The 16,101-nt window shown below is 40.4% G+C and carries 15 protein-coding genes; 11 read left to right on the top strand and 4 right to left on the bottom strand.

All coding sequences use genetic code 11. The features are described 5' to 3' along the window. Positions 1–164: 164 nt before the first annotated feature. Complete coding sequence (locus tag LC091_RS04980) at positions 165–353, bottom strand: aspartyl-phosphate phosphatase Spo0E family protein (RefSeq protein WP_226680768.1); 189 nt, start codon at positions 351–353, stop codon at positions 165–167. A 350-nt stretch (positions 354–703) separates the two neighbouring features. Between LC091_RS04980 and LC091_RS04985 the strand changes: the two genes are divergently transcribed. After that, positions 704–991, top strand: a complete 288-nt coding sequence (locus LC091_RS04985; protein WP_226680770.1) for a hypothetical protein — start codon at positions 704–706, stop codon at positions 989–991. 7 nt (positions 992–998) lie between these two features. Here LC091_RS04985 and LC091_RS04990 read toward each other — a convergent pair whose 3' ends face one another. The 3 genes from LC091_RS04990 to LC091_RS05000 all read right to left on the bottom strand — a co-directional run bounded on the left by LC091_RS04990 (position 999) and on the right by LC091_RS05000 (position 2,719). Further along, entirely contained in the window at positions 999–1,811 is an 813-nt protein-coding gene (locus LC091_RS04990; protein WP_226680771.1) for an alpha/beta fold hydrolase, read from the bottom strand. A gap of 2 nt (positions 1,812–1,813) precedes the next feature. After that, a complete protein-coding gene (locus LC091_RS04995; protein WP_226680773.1) occupies positions 1,814–2,287 on the bottom strand; it encodes a hypothetical protein in 474 nt (157 codons plus the stop codon). A gap of 339 nt (positions 2,288–2,626) precedes the next feature. Further along, positions 2,627–2,719 (bottom strand): YjcZ family sporulation protein, encoded by a 93-nt coding sequence (locus tag LC091_RS05000; RefSeq protein ID WP_010192368.1) that lies wholly within the window; start codon positions 2,717–2,719, stop codon positions 2,627–2,629. A 173-nt stretch (positions 2,720–2,892) separates the two neighbouring features. Between LC091_RS05000 and LC091_RS05005 the strand changes: the two genes are divergently transcribed. The 10 genes from LC091_RS05005 to hutU all read left to right on the top strand — a co-directional run bounded on the left by LC091_RS05005 (position 2,893) and on the right by hutU (position 16,068). After that, positions 2,893–3,789 (top strand): manganese catalase family protein, encoded by an 897-nt coding sequence (locus LC091_RS05005; protein ID WP_226680775.1) that lies wholly within the window; start codon positions 2,893–2,895, stop codon positions 3,787–3,789. Positions 3,790–4,159: 370 nt separating this feature from the next. Continuing rightward, positions 4,160–5,185 carry a C40 family peptidase gene (locus LC091_RS05010; RefSeq protein WP_226680776.1) on the top strand — a complete coding sequence of 342 codons (1,026 nt, stop codon included), beginning with the start codon at positions 4,160–4,162 and terminating at the stop codon, positions 5,183–5,185. A 775-nt stretch (positions 5,186–5,960) separates the two neighbouring features. Then, positions 5,961–8,120, top strand: coding sequence for a sigma factor (locus tag LC091_RS05015; RefSeq protein WP_226680777.1), 2,160 nt, complete (start codon positions 5,961–5,963; stop codon positions 8,118–8,120). Next, the gene (locus LC091_RS05020; RefSeq protein WP_226680778.1) at positions 8,117–10,174 is read left to right on the top strand and encodes a hypothetical protein; all 2,058 of its coding nucleotides are present in this window, start codon (positions 8,117–8,119) and stop codon (positions 10,172–10,174) included. The genes LC091_RS05015 and LC091_RS05020 overlap by 4 nt, the downstream gene beginning before the upstream one ends. A gap of 85 nt (positions 10,175–10,259) precedes the next feature. Next, positions 10,260–10,562 (top strand): ArsR/SmtB family transcription factor, encoded by a 303-nt coding sequence (locus LC091_RS05025; RefSeq protein ID WP_226680779.1) that lies wholly within the window; start codon positions 10,260–10,262, stop codon positions 10,560–10,562. A 122-nt stretch (positions 10,563–10,684) separates the two neighbouring features. After that, a complete protein-coding gene (locus tag LC091_RS05030; protein ID WP_264179229.1) occupies positions 10,685–11,464 on the top strand; it encodes an SDR family oxidoreductase in 780 nt (259 codons plus the stop codon). 40 nt (positions 11,465–11,504) lie between these two features. Beyond that, entirely contained in the window at positions 11,505–12,119 is a 615-nt protein-coding gene (locus LC091_RS05035) for a hypothetical protein (RefSeq protein WP_226680780.1), read from the top strand. A 92-nt stretch (positions 12,120–12,211) separates the two neighbouring features. Further along, positions 12,212–12,652, top strand: coding sequence for a hut operon transcriptional regulator HutP (hutP, locus tag LC091_RS05040; protein WP_226681316.1), 441 nt, complete (start codon positions 12,212–12,214; stop codon positions 12,650–12,652). A gap of 136 nt (positions 12,653–12,788) precedes the next feature. Continuing rightward, positions 12,789–14,288 (top strand): histidine ammonia-lyase, encoded by a 1,500-nt coding sequence (hutH, locus tag LC091_RS05045; RefSeq protein ID WP_226681317.1) that lies wholly within the window; start codon positions 12,789–12,791, stop codon positions 14,286–14,288. A 121-nt stretch (positions 14,289–14,409) separates the two neighbouring features. Next, positions 14,410–16,068 (top strand): urocanate hydratase, encoded by a 1,659-nt coding sequence (gene hutU, locus LC091_RS05050; RefSeq protein ID WP_404819668.1) that lies wholly within the window; start codon positions 14,410–14,412, stop codon positions 16,066–16,068. Positions 16,069–16,101 lie beyond the last annotated feature (33 nt).

Below are 16,101 nucleotides of genomic sequence, written 5' to 3' on the forward strand. Positions count from 1 at the left end.
ATGGGCCCTTTTCATTTCAAAAGTGCGCTTCATACCATAGACTTGTATCAGGCTTCCACCGTCCCTGATTCGCTATATTTGCCATCTATAGACTACTCTCTTTTTCATCAATGAATATTTATAGAAGTTTGATGTAATTATACTCAATTTTTAAAATGATGCAACTATAATTTTTTCTTATAATCAAGAGATTTTGAATGTTGTTCTTCAAGATGCGGAGGAATAAAGACATTTAACATTTCATCAAGCTCTTGACTTAGCCTAACGGTTTCAACAGATGTTAGTCCAGTTTTAATGGCAGTCTTCATCATTTGGTTACGCTTTTTCTCTACGGCAAGTTCTACGAGTCTCATCTTTATCACTCCCTCTTCACAATTTCCTATATTATAGTCTAAAAAACTTTGTAAGAAAATAGGTTATGTGTAAAAAGTAGGTATTATCGTGAAAAACTTCGGAATTCGAAAAGTTGCATCTCCTTTACTACTTTAAATTCGAGGTTTTAGTTGTATTTTCGCAAAGATATTTGTTCCATTGGGAAGGGATTAGGTCGAAACTTTTGTAAGTGTGACTTGTTTTGTCGAAGAGAAGGAATTAGCCAATTATCATAGAATAATATAGGCAAAGGTCATATTAGATGTAAAAGCATGCTTTATCGCTTTCACTCATATTAATTAATAAAATGATTCTATAGGAGGAGTACATCATGAATCAGAAGGTAGAAGCTGTGGAGAAGATGAATGTCTATGCTAATGAGTTGGTGAAAATGATTGTGAAAGACGGGAATTCCCTCCAAAACGAAAAGCTTCGTATTGCTTTTGAAAATGTTGTGAGAGCGATGGTGGATATGACAAATATCCAATTAGACAAAGAAAAAGATGCAAATGATACGCTAAAAACCACGTTAAGTCGTATGAAAATCGCACACAATTGCATGAATCAGAACTCCGCTAAACCTGTTAAAAATGATAATAAAACCACTACTATATCATAGTTCTAGTCTAGGGAGTTGATGGACTCCCTTTTGTTTTTTCAACTATCATTTGATTCTGGATAAACTTCTTCATAATCATATTTAACACGGTAGGATGCTTAGTAGGTATTTGATGTCTAGCCCCACTAATGTAGACAACCTTTGTATTGTGATGACTGGTCATAAATTTATACTGATAATGATGAACATAATAATCCCTTTGACCATAGATAAGAACGATCGGACACTTAATAGATGCAAGGCTATTCGTACAATTGTAAGAAAGCCCCTCTACGTACATTTGATGAAGGGTGTCTGCATCTGTATGTAAGTAATAATTAGCCATTTCCTTACCGAAATCCTTGGAATATGCATGTGCGTTTGCAATCACATTTGCTAGCAGATGTTTCAGGTTCATTTTGGATGCTAGTATACCCAATAGAAATTCGCTTCCTAACAAGAATGAATCTACCTCAGAAAAAGCCCCGATTAAAAATAGCCCATCTACTAATTCCGGGTATCTCATTGAAATTTCCATAGCAATGGAGGCCCCGTTTGAATAGCCACATATAAACACCTTATCTATTCCTAATTCATGACATGCATCATAAAGGTCTCGAGCTAAAAGTGAGAACCGAATGGGTACATTTCCTTTGTGACTTTTCCCATTTCCTCTCAAATCTACATAAAGCAGTTGAAAATCTTCGGACAAGGGAAGTTGCTGTTTGAATGTGATATGGCCCATTCCCGGTGGATGAATGAAGAGTATGGTAATAGGTCCTTTGCCGATTAAGCGATAAAAGATCCTTACATTATCTCTTGTAAGAATATGCCTCATCATAATCACCCTCCTTGATCTTGCCTATTAGTGAAAAAAAGTAGTATTCCCTGCACAAGAAAACCGACAGCCAAACCAGGGATGACAAATATCATAGGCATCCAAACAGGACCTACAAGTATGCCAAATAACTTTATTTTTCCTGATAGCATAAGGCCGACTGTAACAAAATAAGCACAACTAACGAAAGGGAGAAAGGAATAAGGAGATTTCCCACCGCCTGCATCTTTAAAAGCATCCCACATTGCAAAAAAATACAAACAAGGATAAAACATGAGCCACAAATAATTTGCTTCTGTTATTGCCCGGTCAATCTCGCCATTAAAGCTATACATGATAATAGAGTTGAAGTTGGCTTGAACATTAATTAAGAACTCTAAGAAGATAAAGGTAAGTCCTTTAATATATCTTTTGTTGAGTAATTGGCCAAATCCAGGAAGCGCTATGCTCCATAGCAAACGCTCAAGGGGATTGTGCATAAAAGAAGGGCCCTTTATTAGTATGTAAGTCCATATGTTGATAGCATTTTTCTTGCATAAAGATTCCTCCAGCCATTACTCTCTCCTTAGCTTGACCTATCAATTGTGAATTATGTTCCATACCCACAAATTCCTCATGAAAAAAACGCAGGGAGATCAGTGCCTGCGTTTAACGGTTGATCTTCGTTCCAGGCGCTTCGCTTTCCATGGGCAGTCCGGGAGCCTTCTGCGAGGTCTCCCCTGTCCCTTCCTCCCATATGAGTCTGCGCCTTCCACTGCGATCAACTTCTTTTTACGTTATATTAACATCTATTTTAATAAGCGTTTTGGTTTTTAGGTTTAATATATATAAGCCGCTCCGATGATGATAAGAAGAATAAATAAGATAATGAAAAGTGTGAAGCCTGCTCCACAGCCTGCGTCTTTGCCCATTTAAACATCTCTCCTTTTAACGTTGATAACATACCTTATGTTACAAACACCCAAAGTGTATAGGCGAATGTCCTGTATCCATGATAAAAGCCTCTAGTGGGTTATAGGACAATTCCGAAAAATCATACAAGTAAATAGAGTCTTTTTGATTGGTTAGAGGAGGGTGAGAGAAGATGTTCTGTCGTACAAATCGATTGCTGATACCGTTGCCGAAACCGAAAAATCCAGATCCCAATGGGGCAGCGGCTGTTCAAGAATTGCTTGGCGGGAAATTTGGGGAAATGTCCACACTCAATAACTATATGTTTCAATCCTTTAATTTTCGCAATAAGAAAAAGTTAAAACCGTTTTTTGATCTGGTGGCAAGCATTACAGCAGAGGAGTTTGGGCATGTTGAACTCGTTACTACGACGATAAACCTGATGCTTGAAGGTGTTACATATCCTGCTCCACCGGATGCGACGCCGTTAAGGGACACCAAAGACTTTCGCAACACGTATCAGTATATTGCGACTGCTCAAACGGCACTTCCAGGAGATTCAATGGGCAGGGCATGGACAGGTGATAATGTATTCAACAGTGGAAACTTGATATTGGATCTGTTGCATAATTTTTTTCTGGAGTGCGGGGCAAGAACCCATAAGATGAGGGTATATCAGATGACAGACAACCCAGTTGCCAGAGAAATGATCGGTTACCTTCTCGTGCGTGGGGGAGTGCATGTGGTGGCATATGCGAAAGCTTTGGAGATTGCAACAGGAGTAGACATTACTAAGCTTGTTCCGATACCAAGCTTGGAAAACAAGGCGTTTGAGACGACCAGAAAGTTTGAAGCAGAAGGAGCGCATCGAAAGCTATACACCTTCAGTCCAAACGATTATAAGGATGTAGCTATGATTTGGAAAGGAAGTCACCCACAAGATGGCGGAAAGCTTGAAGTCATCCAAGGTTCTCCACCTGGTGCCCCGATGCCTGACCTGCAAGGTGTCCCAGAAGAATTTGCACCAGGAATCTCCCAAGAAGACTTCATGGAAATAGCCAAAAGACTCCAACGTTCTGCCGGCATATAAACAAAGAATGTGTTATATGAGGATTTCTAGCGGTTGATTGGAGCAAAAGGCGAAGACTCCTCGAAAATGCTACGCATTTTCTTCGTGCGATGTATCGCTGTCGAAGCCTTCCTTGTCCTGAGGGAGATAGCGCTAGGTGGTGACTCCGCAGGCGAAGCCGAGGAGGCTCTCGTCAGCCCTTAGGAAAGCGAAGCCATTTGCGGAAATCAACAGCGGTGTAGCATCAGACAGCTTGTAGAGACTATAGTCCTGCAAGCTTTTTGTCGTTTTTAAGATAAATGTGAAGAAAATTCTATATTATTGTTGAAAAATTCATGCTACTATAAAATATACATAGAAAAAAGTGACAAAAGAGGAGAATCGAACAATAATGAAAAAGAAAGTAATGGCAGGTGCTCTCGTAACTTCCATCATGTTTTCTGGACAAGCTTATGCTTCCGATTATGTTGTAAAATCTGGTGATTCCTTATGGAAGATAGCTAGCAACAATCAAGTTTCTATTAGTAATATCAAGTCGTGGAATAACCTTAACAGTGATCTTATCTATCCAGGTCAAAAGTTAATTTTAAATGCAGGTGGCTCCACATCTCAACCAGCCCCAGCTCCAGTTCCGAGCCAACCTACATCTATTACGTACACGATTAAAGCAGGAGATTCTTTGTCCATCATTGCAAGGGAACATCAAACTACCTTAGCCAATCTTTTGAAGCTAAATCCCTCCATTAAAGACGTGAACAGAATCTATATAGGCCAGAAAATAAGTGTGGCAGCTCCAAGTAACACGGCACCGATCCAACCTGTTGCACCTACTCCTAGTCCAAGCAACCCTGCGCCTAAGGCTAGTACATACATAATCAAGAGTGGGGATAACCTTTCATCTGTCGCAAACAGGCATGGTGTAACACTTAATGCTTTATTGTCCGCCAATCCTTCTATCCAAAATGCAAACCGTATTTATGTTGGTCAAGTTATCAATATCCCAGGAGATGTAACTGCTAATCCTGGTAATGATGCTTCATGGGAAGCGAAAGCGGATGCAATTATTGAAACAGGAAAAAAATATTTGGGTGCTAAATACTTGTACGGTGCTTCCACAAACCGAACCGATGCATTCGATTGTTCTTCTTATACAGTAAAAGTATTTGCTGAAAACGGGATTAATCTACCAAGAACTTCTGCCCAACAAGCGAATGTAGGGAACGAAATACCATTAAGTGATATCCGTAAAGGGGACTTGGTATTTTTTGATACAGATGGAGATGGTGTCATCAACCATGTTTCCATCGTGACGGATTCAAACACGCTGCTTCATGCTGCAACAAGTACAGGAGTTGCTTTCACTTCTTATAATACTTATTGGAAACCGAGAGCGGTCAAGGCGGTTCGTGTTCTTTAAGTTTTACAAAATGTTAATACTACCAACAAATCAATTTAACATTTGAGTAATATAATTACTACTGTAAGGTTGTTTCACACTTTTAGCCGTAACAAGCTGTTGCTTTGTCTGACATGTCATGAATTACTCCCCTTTTTCATAATGAATAGATGCAACGGAACAACCTTTACCCTTTACCCTTTATCATTAAAATTAGGCTACTTTCCCAAACTTGATGCCAGGAAGAAAGAGATGAGTCGGATACATCTCTTTTTTTCGTGGGCTTTTTTATAGAGATAAGAAAGTTTATAATGCGGTTGATTTCCGTTCCAGCAGCGCCCCTAGGAAAGCGAAGCCATTTGCGGAAATCAACAGCGGAGCATAACTAAGCAAGCTCATCTCCTCCTCAAGACTTAGTATCATTCGGTATAAAGCTGGAAATGACTGTAGGTAAAAGAATGAAACAAAACCATTCTGCAGTATGTTATCGAAAACAGCGTAGAAATCTATACTAAGAGTGAGAACAATACAAAGGAATGATGGAGGATGAAAACAATGTTAACATTACTATTCGGAAGAAAAAATGAGGATTTAGCAAAAAGGCATGAAGCATCTATGGATGAAAGAAGAATAGAAATATACCTAAAAAGTGATTTTGTTCGAAGATTTTAATGGGAGCTACTGAAAATGGTGGCTTCTTTTTTTATGTACATGTGCTTGAATACATTCATTTTTCTGAAAATATACCTTTTAAATGGTATAATTGTAGATATAAGACAAAAGATTCATAAAAAGGGTGAAAAAGGATTTGGTTGAAGAAAGTATAGAAATCAAAGAGATATTAGCTGGCAACAAAGATAAATATTTTCAAATAATTGATTGCTATAAGGACAAGCTTTTTGCAGTAGCCTTTCAAATGTCTGCAAGTGAAGCAGAAGCAGAAAAATTAATAGAAAAAGGTTTCATTGAGGTATATCAAAACCTAGAAAAGTACAATGATTCCGTGTTTTTTTCTGATTGGCTTTATGAACAATTTATTCCAATAATAGGTGTCAAGAGAGCTGACGAAAGTGCAAGACATGCTAAACTGCCCTTTCATAATCCTCATTACATCGAGATGGAAGAAGCCCTTCATTCTTTAGCACCAGAAGCGAAATTTCAATTCCTGCTAATCAAGTTATTGGATACCGCACCTGTTAGACTATCCGAATTAATTGGCAAAAGCAAGGAAGAAATAGAAGAGAATTATTCCAACTCTTTAAATCAAATCAGACGATCCACTTTATCAAATGATATCAAAAACGAAGGTGACGACTGTCATAGTGAGGAAGAACTTTCTTTATATTTTGATGAGAAAGTAAGTGATGAAAAGGAACAAAAGATGAATGATCATTTAGAATTCTGCCCGGATTGTAGAGAAGTATTACATTTTCTTAAACAAGAGGAATCTACTTTAGAGAAGGTGTTGGAGTATCCAAAACTCAATGAATCATTTAATGAGAAAGTATTGAGGAAGCTAGACCCCTATGTACCGGCAAAACCAAAGCACCGCACATGGAAATATCAACTTAGTGCAGTAGGAATATTAGGAGCAATCTTTTTATTCAGTGTCGTTATTTTACCAACTCTTAAGCCTCTTGCGTCCATGGTTTCCACTTATATGGAGCATGGGACCATTTATAATGTTTGGACGGAAGGTACATATGCAATAACTGATGAAGAAATCACGTTAGAGATCACAAAAGTGGAAATCGATTCCGTATTTATGGCAGTTTACTATGAGATTAGTAGAGAAGGGAAAAAACCACCTAAGACATTTCCTTTTGAAGAAGTGGATTTTTATAACTATAACCCACTCAAGATAGTAGATGAAGAGGGAAAGCAATATCCTATTGAAGCAACATTTCCAGATCATCTAAGATACGAGAGACATGACAAAGAGGAAGGGCAGGGAAAAGAAAGGCCCTATTATCTTGTGAAGATGCCTGAAGACTTGCCTGACCAATTTAATTTAGAAATAAAATTTGCAAAACTTCAAGGACAACTTGGGAAATGGAACCTAGAAATACCGATAAGATACGACAAAGTAGAGGATACAGCTGTGACGGTTAATCTAAACAAAAAAATGAACATTGACGATAAAGCAGTCGTTGAAATAATGGATGCCACCTTTAGTGAAATCGGCAGCAGAATAAGGTATAAAGTCAACCATACAGAAGAAGAGAAAGCTAGATTAAGGAAGCTCCTGAAAGAACATGATCAGGAATATAGGATGGAAGAAATACTTCAGGGACGTCATGTAGGTCTGCATGTAACAACGGAAGAAGAACATTTGGTGTTGCCTATCTACTTTAATTATATGGATCCTTATAATCCGAATAAACCGATAGAATTATATTTTTCAAATTATTATCTTGGCAATGAGGAACAGATACAAATGGGGGGGCATCAAATAGAGGGTAAAATAGAAAACCCTAAGGAAGAACTTTATATAAAAATGTTGGGAGCTTCTTTTCAAGAGCCGACATTCTTTTCTATGGAAGTACCACTTGAAGAAACAGAGACTACTCCTTTAGAGGGTAACATCAGTAACTACAAGTTATTGGATTACAGTTTAACTCCTGTTAAAGACGGAGAAGGGAATATTACGAAGTATGCGCTAATCATAAATGGAGAGAACCAACAAAAGGGAGCAAGTGGAGATATTGGTTGGGAACTATCCGATCAAACTGGTAATTACATTCCAACAGAAGGCTGGTATCATTATGAAGACATGCAAAAAGAAGGTCCAAAAAAGTTGCTGCATGTTGATATCGTCACGCATAATACTGAAGATGAATTTCCTGAAACTTTGGTGATAAAAGCGGACTACATTTATTCGCATTACGATGAAAGTACGTGGGAAAAGCTTTCTTTGTTTGATAAAGGCGAGAAGAATGACAGTGAGTCAGAATGATGGATGAAAAAATATATATTGAGAAAGTGCTGGCTGGTGACTTGGAAGCTTTTGATCCAATCATTGAAAAATATAAGAACAGTGTTTATAGAGTGGGATATTGGCTATCAGGTAGTCTGGAACTTGCAGAAGAATTTACAAATAAATCCTTTGTAAAAGTGTTTGGGAATCTACCAAGCTATGATGAAAAGGCACTGTTCTCGTTTTGGTTGTATCAGGAGGTAATACCTCTCCTGAAAGAGTTGCCAATATTGGAGGACGGAAATGACATTGAAAACTGGCTTTCTGACAAACCACATTATATGCATTTGCAAGAAGAGATCCTTTCTTTAAGGAAGGAAACGAGAGTTCCCCTGTTGTATTATTATTTACTCATCGAATTGACTGATGAACAGAAATCGGCTCTTTCCGATAATAGTTTGGGAGAATTCACTGGATATCTTTTGAAAGCGAAAAATATAATCCTGCAGAACTTTGTTTCTCGAAGTGACAAGCCTACTGAAGCATGCTTTAGTGTGGAAGATCTAGTTGCCTATCAGGGAGAAGTACTGGAAAGTCCGAAAAAGATGCGGATGAACGACCACCTGGAATTTTGCCCAGTATGCAGAGATTTGCTTCATCTAATAGAGAAAGAAGAGGGCATGCTACAGCAAGTGCTACAAGCTCCGTCACTAGATACTGACTTTAATGTAAAGGTCTTAGAACAGTTGACGCCATATACAGTCAAGAGACCGAAACAACGTAGCATCGCATATCAGTTCGGGGTTATTGGTGTGATGATTGCTGTAATTGTTGGTGGGTTTGTAGTTCTGCCAACTATTATCCCTTGGACCAAAATGGCAAGTAATTATCTAATGTACGGAAGTTTTTATAATGTGTGGGCAGAGGGGACTTATACAGCAGAGGACAATGATATAACTGTTGAAATAACAGGCGTTGATGTAGATCCCTTGCATATGGTGGTTCACTATGAAGTTTCAAGCTATAAAAAGGAATCTGGTGCAGGTGGAGTTGACAGGTATACCGTTTATGCCGTAGATGAAGAAGGTAAAACGTATCCGATGGAGGCTACCTCCGCGAAGGATAGTCTTATGGGAGATACCGGAGCAAGCCAGGAAAGTTTAGTCGATGCAAATTTTTATGTAAGAGCACTGAACGAAACAGCACTGCCGGATAACTTTACGCTTATCATCCGATTCCATATGTTGGAAAGTAGGGGAGGAGATTGGGAGATTGAGGTTCCAATAGAATATGATAAAGCAATGGGAGAAGTTGAAGTGCTGGAATTGAATGAAATAATAGTTGTTGATGATAAAATTGAACTTGAAATCCTTTCTATAGAGAAAGGAAAGTATGGCAGCAGATTGAAATATGATGTAAGGCTGAAGGAAGAGGAAATTAAACGAATTGATACGAATTTGAAACGGACAAATCAGAAGTATGATGAACAGTTTTTTATGAGTTATCACGATGTGTTTGCCTCTGTGGTACTGGTCAATAATGAAAATGAGTACCTGATTCCTATCGGTTATCCGTCTCTAAATAATTTGAGTTCCATAAGTCAAATTGATTTTTCAAATGTTTACGCTGATCAGGACTTAATGGGAATTAAAGGTGTAGGTACAGGGGATGAAGAGCTGTTTGCAGAAATTAAGGCCATTTACTATCATGAACCGGGGTTTTATTCTCTTACCGTTCCGCTGGATGAAACAATGAAGCAACCATTGGATATTGATCTAGATGGATACACATTGGATGAGCTTTCTGTAAAAAGGCAGGAAGGTGAACTGACCAACGTGCTAATTACAGGTCAACGAACACAAAATTATAAATCTCGGACCTTCCATTGGGAGTTTTTTGATGATAACGGACAAAGGATGAATGTATACAATATACCTGACTATGATTGGTATGATCGACAGAAAGTTAACAGTCAAATAGAATTGATAAACGTGGATATAGATGCTGATGAAACACAACTAATGATACAAGCCACTCAAATCTCCAATGATTATTTTTTTGAAAAAAAGGAACATAGAATTCCACTAAATTAATGTGTTGGGGTATGAATGTCCCAATTCTTCTACTTTCTTGGTATAATGGGGAAAAGATGAAGTGGACGATGAAGGAGTATTTTTTATGAATGATAAAGCGATCCAAACATTTCGAGATTGTATCCCGTTATTCCAAGTACTGGCGGATGAAGCAAGACAGGATATAATTCTGCTATTGGCAGAAAAAGAAGCGTTGACTGTAACAGAAATCGCAGAAACATCCAGGCTTTCAAGGCCAGCCATTTCCCACCACCTGAAAATTTTACGTGATAATAAATTGGTGGAAATTGAGCAAAAAGGGACCCAACGAATCTATTCGCTAAGTTTGGAACCATCCGTTGCCATGCTTAAGGATTTGATTGGGATTGTAGAGAGTGAGTGTTTATAGTTTTTAGGGGAAGCAGCCATCAGAGTGTGGCTGTTTTTTCTTAGGGTTTCATTCGTTACAACGCAAATAGTAAACGGTATAATAGAAGTATTATGGAAGGAAGGGCGTGGAGTTTGGTGGATATGAACCTTAAAGGAAAAACGGCTTTAGTTTTGGCTTCTAGTCAAGGTCTTGGAAGGGCGATTGCCTCTTCTCTCATTGGTGAAGGTGTCAATGTTGTTCTTGCGAGCAGAAATGAGGAAAAGTTAGCTGATGTTCAACGTGAATTAGCTGGAAAAGAAGGTGGTCAAGCTACTTATATTCCAACGGATATAACAGACCCTACTCAAATTAAACGTGCCGTTCAACATGCGGTGGATACATATGGTCAACTAGACATTTTGGTGAACAATGCTGGAGGTCCTCCTGCCGGCTCCTTTGAACAGATAACAGATGAGCAATGGCAGCAGGCTTTTGAATTAAATCTATTAAGTTATATTAGAACCATCCGGGAAGCACTTCCTCACCTAAAGAAAAACGGAGGGAAAATTATCAATATCGCATCTTCCTCCATCAAGGAACCAATTCCTGGTTTACTTTTATCCAATACATTCCGCACAGGTATTGTTGGATTGACCAAGACGCTGGCTAGTGAACTTGCGGGAGATAATATTTTAATTAATACGGTCGCACCGGGTAGAATTGCTACAGACAGAGTGGCGTTTTTGGATGAAGTCAATGCAGAGAAACAGGGTATCACGAAAACGGAGATGGAAGAGAAAGTAAAAACGGGAATACCGCTTGGTCGTTACGGTGAGCCGGAGGAATTTGCCAAAGTAGTAACATTTCTTGTGTCAGATGCAAACAGCTATATGACGGGTAGCTCGTTTTTAGTGGATGGCGGGATGGTCAAATCTATATAATATTCTGGTTATTGTTAGAGAGAAGGGAAGCTAGGGAGTTATGAAGAATTTATTGTTGTTAATACTTGGAGGATTTGCAATAGGCATAATCTTGGGCGTTTTGAATGTCCAATTTAACTTTTGGATCTTTGTTGGCCTCCTGGTTTTAGCATTTATCGCCTTATCCTACAGGGATGTTAAATATATGTTTTTATCCCGGGATGTGGAGAAAATAGAAAAATATTTAGAAAAAAAGCGTCATGAGCCGTACTATGGGTTTGTTTTAGAATTGGCCGATGGGAACCTGACTGGTGCCAAAAAAGAGTTGGAGGAGCTTGAACGGAAGTGGAAGGGGAAAAAGACCGCAGTTTTTTGGGCTCAGTATTACTTAAGAGTCGGCAATTACACAAAGGCGAAAGAGCAAGTTGTAAAAGTCGATCAGCCGGAAATTAAGACGTATATAACGGCTGGAATTGCAGTAGCAGAAAAAGATTACAAGAAGGCGGAAGAGCTTAGAGGCGAAGTGAGAAAAGATTGGATGAAGTTTGCCATCGATACGGAGCTTGCGCTAAGTCGCAAAAACTATACGCTCGCTAAGGAAAAGAAGGAACAGGCATTAGCGTCCACAAAGGGTTTGCAATATTATATGATGTCCAAGGAGTTTCAAGAAATATAAAAGAAGAAACTCCTTGACAGAAAGGCACGGACAAATTTACACTTGAGGTAGACATTAGTTATTAGAAAATTTTTAGTATTGAGGTAATGCATATGGTACTAGCGATAGATCGACGAATTGGCAAATATGCAATACTTCTTGCGATGAACGGCGACCAGGAAGAATTTCCGGTGGCAACACCGCCACAATGGATAAGCTGTATGGGGAAAGTCGGTTCCATGGATTCGCAAAAAGTGGTAGCAGCCATTGAAACTGCCGCCAAGCGGGAAGGTATCATCAAATCCGATGGTTACCGGGAAACACATGCACTATATCATGCCATCATGGATGCCCTAAGTGGAGTGACACGCGGTCAAGTACAACTCGGGTCTGTTATGAGAACCGTAGGATTGCGTTTTGCCGTCGTAAGGGGAAATCCTTATGAAGATCTAGAAGAAGGCGACTGGATTGCAGTTGCGCTGTATGGGACGATTGGCGCTCCTGTCAGGGGATCGGAGCATGAAACTATCGGTCTCGGAATCAATCACATTTAAATATTTTTGCCCATAGTTGCTGATAAATAGGGGGCTGTACTTTGAACATATTACATGGTCGAAGTATGGCCTCTTTTTGTGTGGGAAAAGGAGGAAACCGTCTATGGAGAAACAGCGGGAAAAGGGGAGAGTCGCAATGATTACATTAAACGGAGAATCGTTGACGCTTGAAAAATTGAATGGAATTTTATTTAAAAATGATCAAGTAGACGCGTGTAAGGATGCAATGGTGAAGGTAGTCGCTAGTCGGGCAGCGGTAGAGAATATTGTGCATAAGGGGGAAGTGGTTTATGGGATTACAACTGGTTTTGGGAAATTCAGCGATGTGTTGATTCCATTTGATGAGACGGCAGATTTGCAACGAAATCTCATTCACTCTCATGCCTGTGGAGTGGGTGATGCATTTGCTGAGGTGATAGGCCGTGCGATGTTGGTATTACGTGCCAATGCCCTTTTGAAAGGCTATTCCGGTGTCCGTCCAATAGTTATTGAACGGCTTTTACAATATGTAAATGAGAGAATACATCCTGTTGTTCCACAACAAGGTTCGCTTGGAGCAAGCGGAGATCTTGCACCGTTATCCCATTTAGTATTGACCTTGCTTGGCGAGGGTGAGGTCTTTTATGAAGGGAAAAGACGAGATACTGCAAGTGTTCTAGCGGAAAAAGGGATTACCCCGATTGAATTGAAAGCTAAAGAAGGTCTTGCATTAATAAATGGTACACAGGCAATGACGGCTGTAGGGGTAGTCGCATACCTAGAAGCGGAGAAGATGGCTTTTCAAGCGGAATCAATTGCAGCGATGACCTTTGAAGGGCTTGAGGGGATTGTGGATGCACTGGACCATGATGTCCACAGTGTTCGCGGGTACAAGGAGCAAGTGGAAGTCGCGGAGCGGTTCCGGAAGTTGTTGGATGGAAGCAAGCTTGTGACAAGGCAGGGAGAGAAGCGTGTACAGGATGCCTATTCATTAAGGTGCATTCCACAAGTGCATGGGGCGTCTTGGCAGGTGCTGGGTTATGTAAAAGAAAAGCTGGAAATAGAGATCAATGCGGCGACAGACAATCCATTGATTTTCGATGATGGAGGCAAGGTTATTTCTGGAGGCAATTTCCACGGCCAGCCTATTGCCTTTGCGATGGATTTTCTGAAGCTTGGTGTTGCGGAACTTGCAAATATTTCAGAGCGCAGAATCGAACGGTTGGTTAATCCACAGCTGAATGATTTGCCCCCTTTCTTAAGTCCAAAGCCAGGCCTTCAGTCAGGTGCGATGATTATGCAATATTGTGCGGCATCACTAGTTTCTGAGAATAAGACGTTGGCGCATCCGGCAAGTGTAGATTCCATTCCGTCCTCTGCCAACCAAGAGGATCATGTGAGTATGGGAACGATTGGTGCAAGGCATGCCTATCAAATAGTGGCCAATGTACGAAGGGTACTTGCCATCGAATGGATGTGTGCGATGCAAGCCCTTGAATTCCGCGGAGTCTTCCTATCCGCACCACTCATGCAAAAATGGTACCAAGAAGGACGCACCATCGTCCCAAGCATCACCGAAGACCGCATCTTCTCCAAAGACATCGAAGCTTTGGCCGCGTGGATGAAGGATGAGGGCAGCGTTCTATGTAGAGCGTGAAATTCCTAGGGGGGTCTGACCCCCCTCAGAAATTTAATATTCACGCAACAATTCTGTAACATTATCAAAAACCAAAAATTTATGATTCTATCAAAGGGGATGAATGGATATGGAAAAGGAAATGGTGAAGGTTATTCGTGCTCCAAGGGGCAGTGAGTTAAATACGAAGGGGTGGGTGCAGGAGGCTGCATTGCGTATGTTGATGAACAATTTAGACCCGGAAGTGGCAGAAATTCCAGAAGAGTTGGTGGTGTACGGCGGAATCGGGAAAGCAGCGAGAAACTGGGAGAGCTTTGATGCCATTGTGGAATCTCTTAAAAACTTGGAAGAAGATGAAACATTACTTGTTCAATCAGGTAAGCCGGTTGCAGTGTTCCGCAGTCATGCAGATGCGCCACGTGTATTATTGGCAAACTCCAATCTAGTGCCAAAATGGGCAAATTGGGACCATTTCCATGAGTTAGATCAAAAAGGACTGATGATGTATGGCCAAATGACTGCAGGATCTTGGATTTATATTGGCACTCAAGGTATTTTACAGGGGACTTATGAAACGTTTGCGGAAGCAGCAAAACAATCCTTTAACAATACACTGAAGGGCACAATTACTGTTACGGCTGGACTTGGAGGTATGGGTGGTGCACAGCCCCTTGCTGTTACCATGAACGGCGGGGTGTGTATTGCCATTGAAGTGGATGAACATCGTATTGACCGCCGCATTGAAACGAGATATTGCGACGTGAAGGTCAAAACTGTAGACGAAGCCATTGAAAAAGCGGAGGAATACAAGAAACTAGGAAAACCTTTATCTATCGGACTTTTAGGAAATGCTGCCGAGATCCTTCCGCAGCTGGTTGAAAGAGGATTTACACCGGACCTTTTAACAGACCAAACTTCTGCACATGATCCATTGAACGGTTATATTCCGATTGGAATGAAACTTGAAGAAGCCGCAAAACTCAGAAAAGAAGAACCGGCACAATATGTGAAGCTGGCAAAAGAAAGCATGGCAGAGCATGTGAAAGCAATGCTTCAACTGCAACTAAAAGGTGCTATCACCTTTGATTACGGTAACAACATCCGCCAAGTAGCTCTTGATGAGGGAGTGGAAAATGCTTTTGATTTTCCTGGATTTGTTCCAGCATTCATCCGTCCACAATTTTGCGAAGGGAAAGGACCTTTCCGTTGGGTAGCACTATCGGGTGATCCAGAAGATATTTATAAAACAGACGAAGTTATCTTAAGAGAGTTTTCCGATAACAAGCATCTTTGCAATTGGATCAAGATGGCAAGAGAGAAAGTAGCATTCCAAGGGTTGCCTTCAAGAATCTGCTGGCTCGGTTATGGCGAACGTGCCCGTTTCGGAAAAATTATCAATGAAATGGTTGCAAGTGGGGAATTATCTGCACCAATCGTTATCGGTCGTGATCATCTGGACTGTGGATCTGTAGCATCTCCTAATCGTGAGACAGAAGCAATGCTCGATGGAAGCGATGCGGTAGCTGATTGGCCGATTCTGAATGCCTTGATCAATGGTGTGAATGGTGCGAGCTGGGTTTCTGTTCACCACGGTGGAGGTGTTGGTATGGGGTACTCCCTTCACGCTGGTATGGTCATCGTTGCTGATGGAACTGAAGCAGCTGGAAAGCGGTTGGAGCGAGTGCTGACTTCAGACCCTGGAATGGGTGTAGTTAGACATGCGGATGCAGGCTATGACCTTGCAAAGAAAGTGGCCAAAGAAAAAGGCGTGCACATTCCTTTACTAAAGGAGAGTGAGTAAACCTTGCAATTGGATACTTTACTGATCAACTGC

Source organism: Sutcliffiella horikoshii (assembly GCF_020524325.1).
GTDB lineage: Bacteria > Bacillota > Bacilli > Bacillales > Bacillaceae_I > Sutcliffiella_A > Sutcliffiella_A horikoshii_D.

Excerpts from the sequence above, each read along its gene's own strand:
- LC091_RS04980 (WP_226680768.1), bottom strand. The coding sequence starts at position 353 with ATGAGACTCGTAGAACTTGCCGTAGAGAAAAAGCGTAACCAAATGATG.
- LC091_RS04985 (WP_226680770.1), top strand. The coding sequence starts at position 704 with ATGAATCAGAAGGTAGAAGCTGTGGAGAAGATGAATGTCTATGCTAAT.
- LC091_RS04990 (WP_226680771.1), bottom strand. The coding sequence starts at position 1,811 with ATGATGAGGCATATTCTTACAAGAGATAATGTAAGGATCTTTTATCGC.
- LC091_RS04995 (WP_226680773.1), bottom strand. The coding sequence starts at position 2,287 with ATGCACAATCCCCTTGAGCGTTTGCTATGGAGCATAGCGCTTCCTGGA.
- LC091_RS05000 (WP_010192368.1), bottom strand. The coding sequence starts at position 2,719 with ATGGGCAAAGACGCAGGCTGTGGAGCAGGCTTCACACTTTTCATTATC.
- LC091_RS05005 (WP_226680775.1), top strand. The coding sequence starts at position 2,893 with ATGTTCTGTCGTACAAATCGATTGCTGATACCGTTGCCGAAACCGAAA.
- LC091_RS05010 (WP_226680776.1), top strand. The coding sequence starts at position 4,160 with ATGAAAAAGAAAGTAATGGCAGGTGCTCTCGTAACTTCCATCATGTTT.
- LC091_RS05020 (WP_226680778.1), top strand. The coding sequence starts at position 8,117 with ATGATGGATGAAAAAATATATATTGAGAAAGTGCTGGCTGGTGACTTG.
- LC091_RS05025 (WP_226680779.1), top strand. The coding sequence starts at position 10,260 with ATGAATGATAAAGCGATCCAAACATTTCGAGATTGTATCCCGTTATTC.
- LC091_RS05030 (WP_264179229.1), top strand. The coding sequence starts at position 10,685 with ATGAACCTTAAAGGAAAAACGGCTTTAGTTTTGGCTTCTAGTCAAGGT.
- LC091_RS05035 (WP_226680780.1), top strand. The coding sequence starts at position 11,505 with ATGAAGAATTTATTGTTGTTAATACTTGGAGGATTTGCAATAGGCATA.
- hutP (WP_226681316.1), top strand. The coding sequence starts at position 12,212 with ATGGTACTAGCGATAGATCGACGAATTGGCAAATATGCAATACTTCTT.
- hutH (WP_226681317.1), top strand. The coding sequence starts at position 12,789 with ATGATTACATTAAACGGAGAATCGTTGACGCTTGAAAAATTGAATGGA.
- hutU (WP_404819668.1), top strand. The coding sequence starts at position 14,410 with ATGGTGAAGGTTATTCGTGCTCCAAGGGGCAGTGAGTTAAATACGAAG.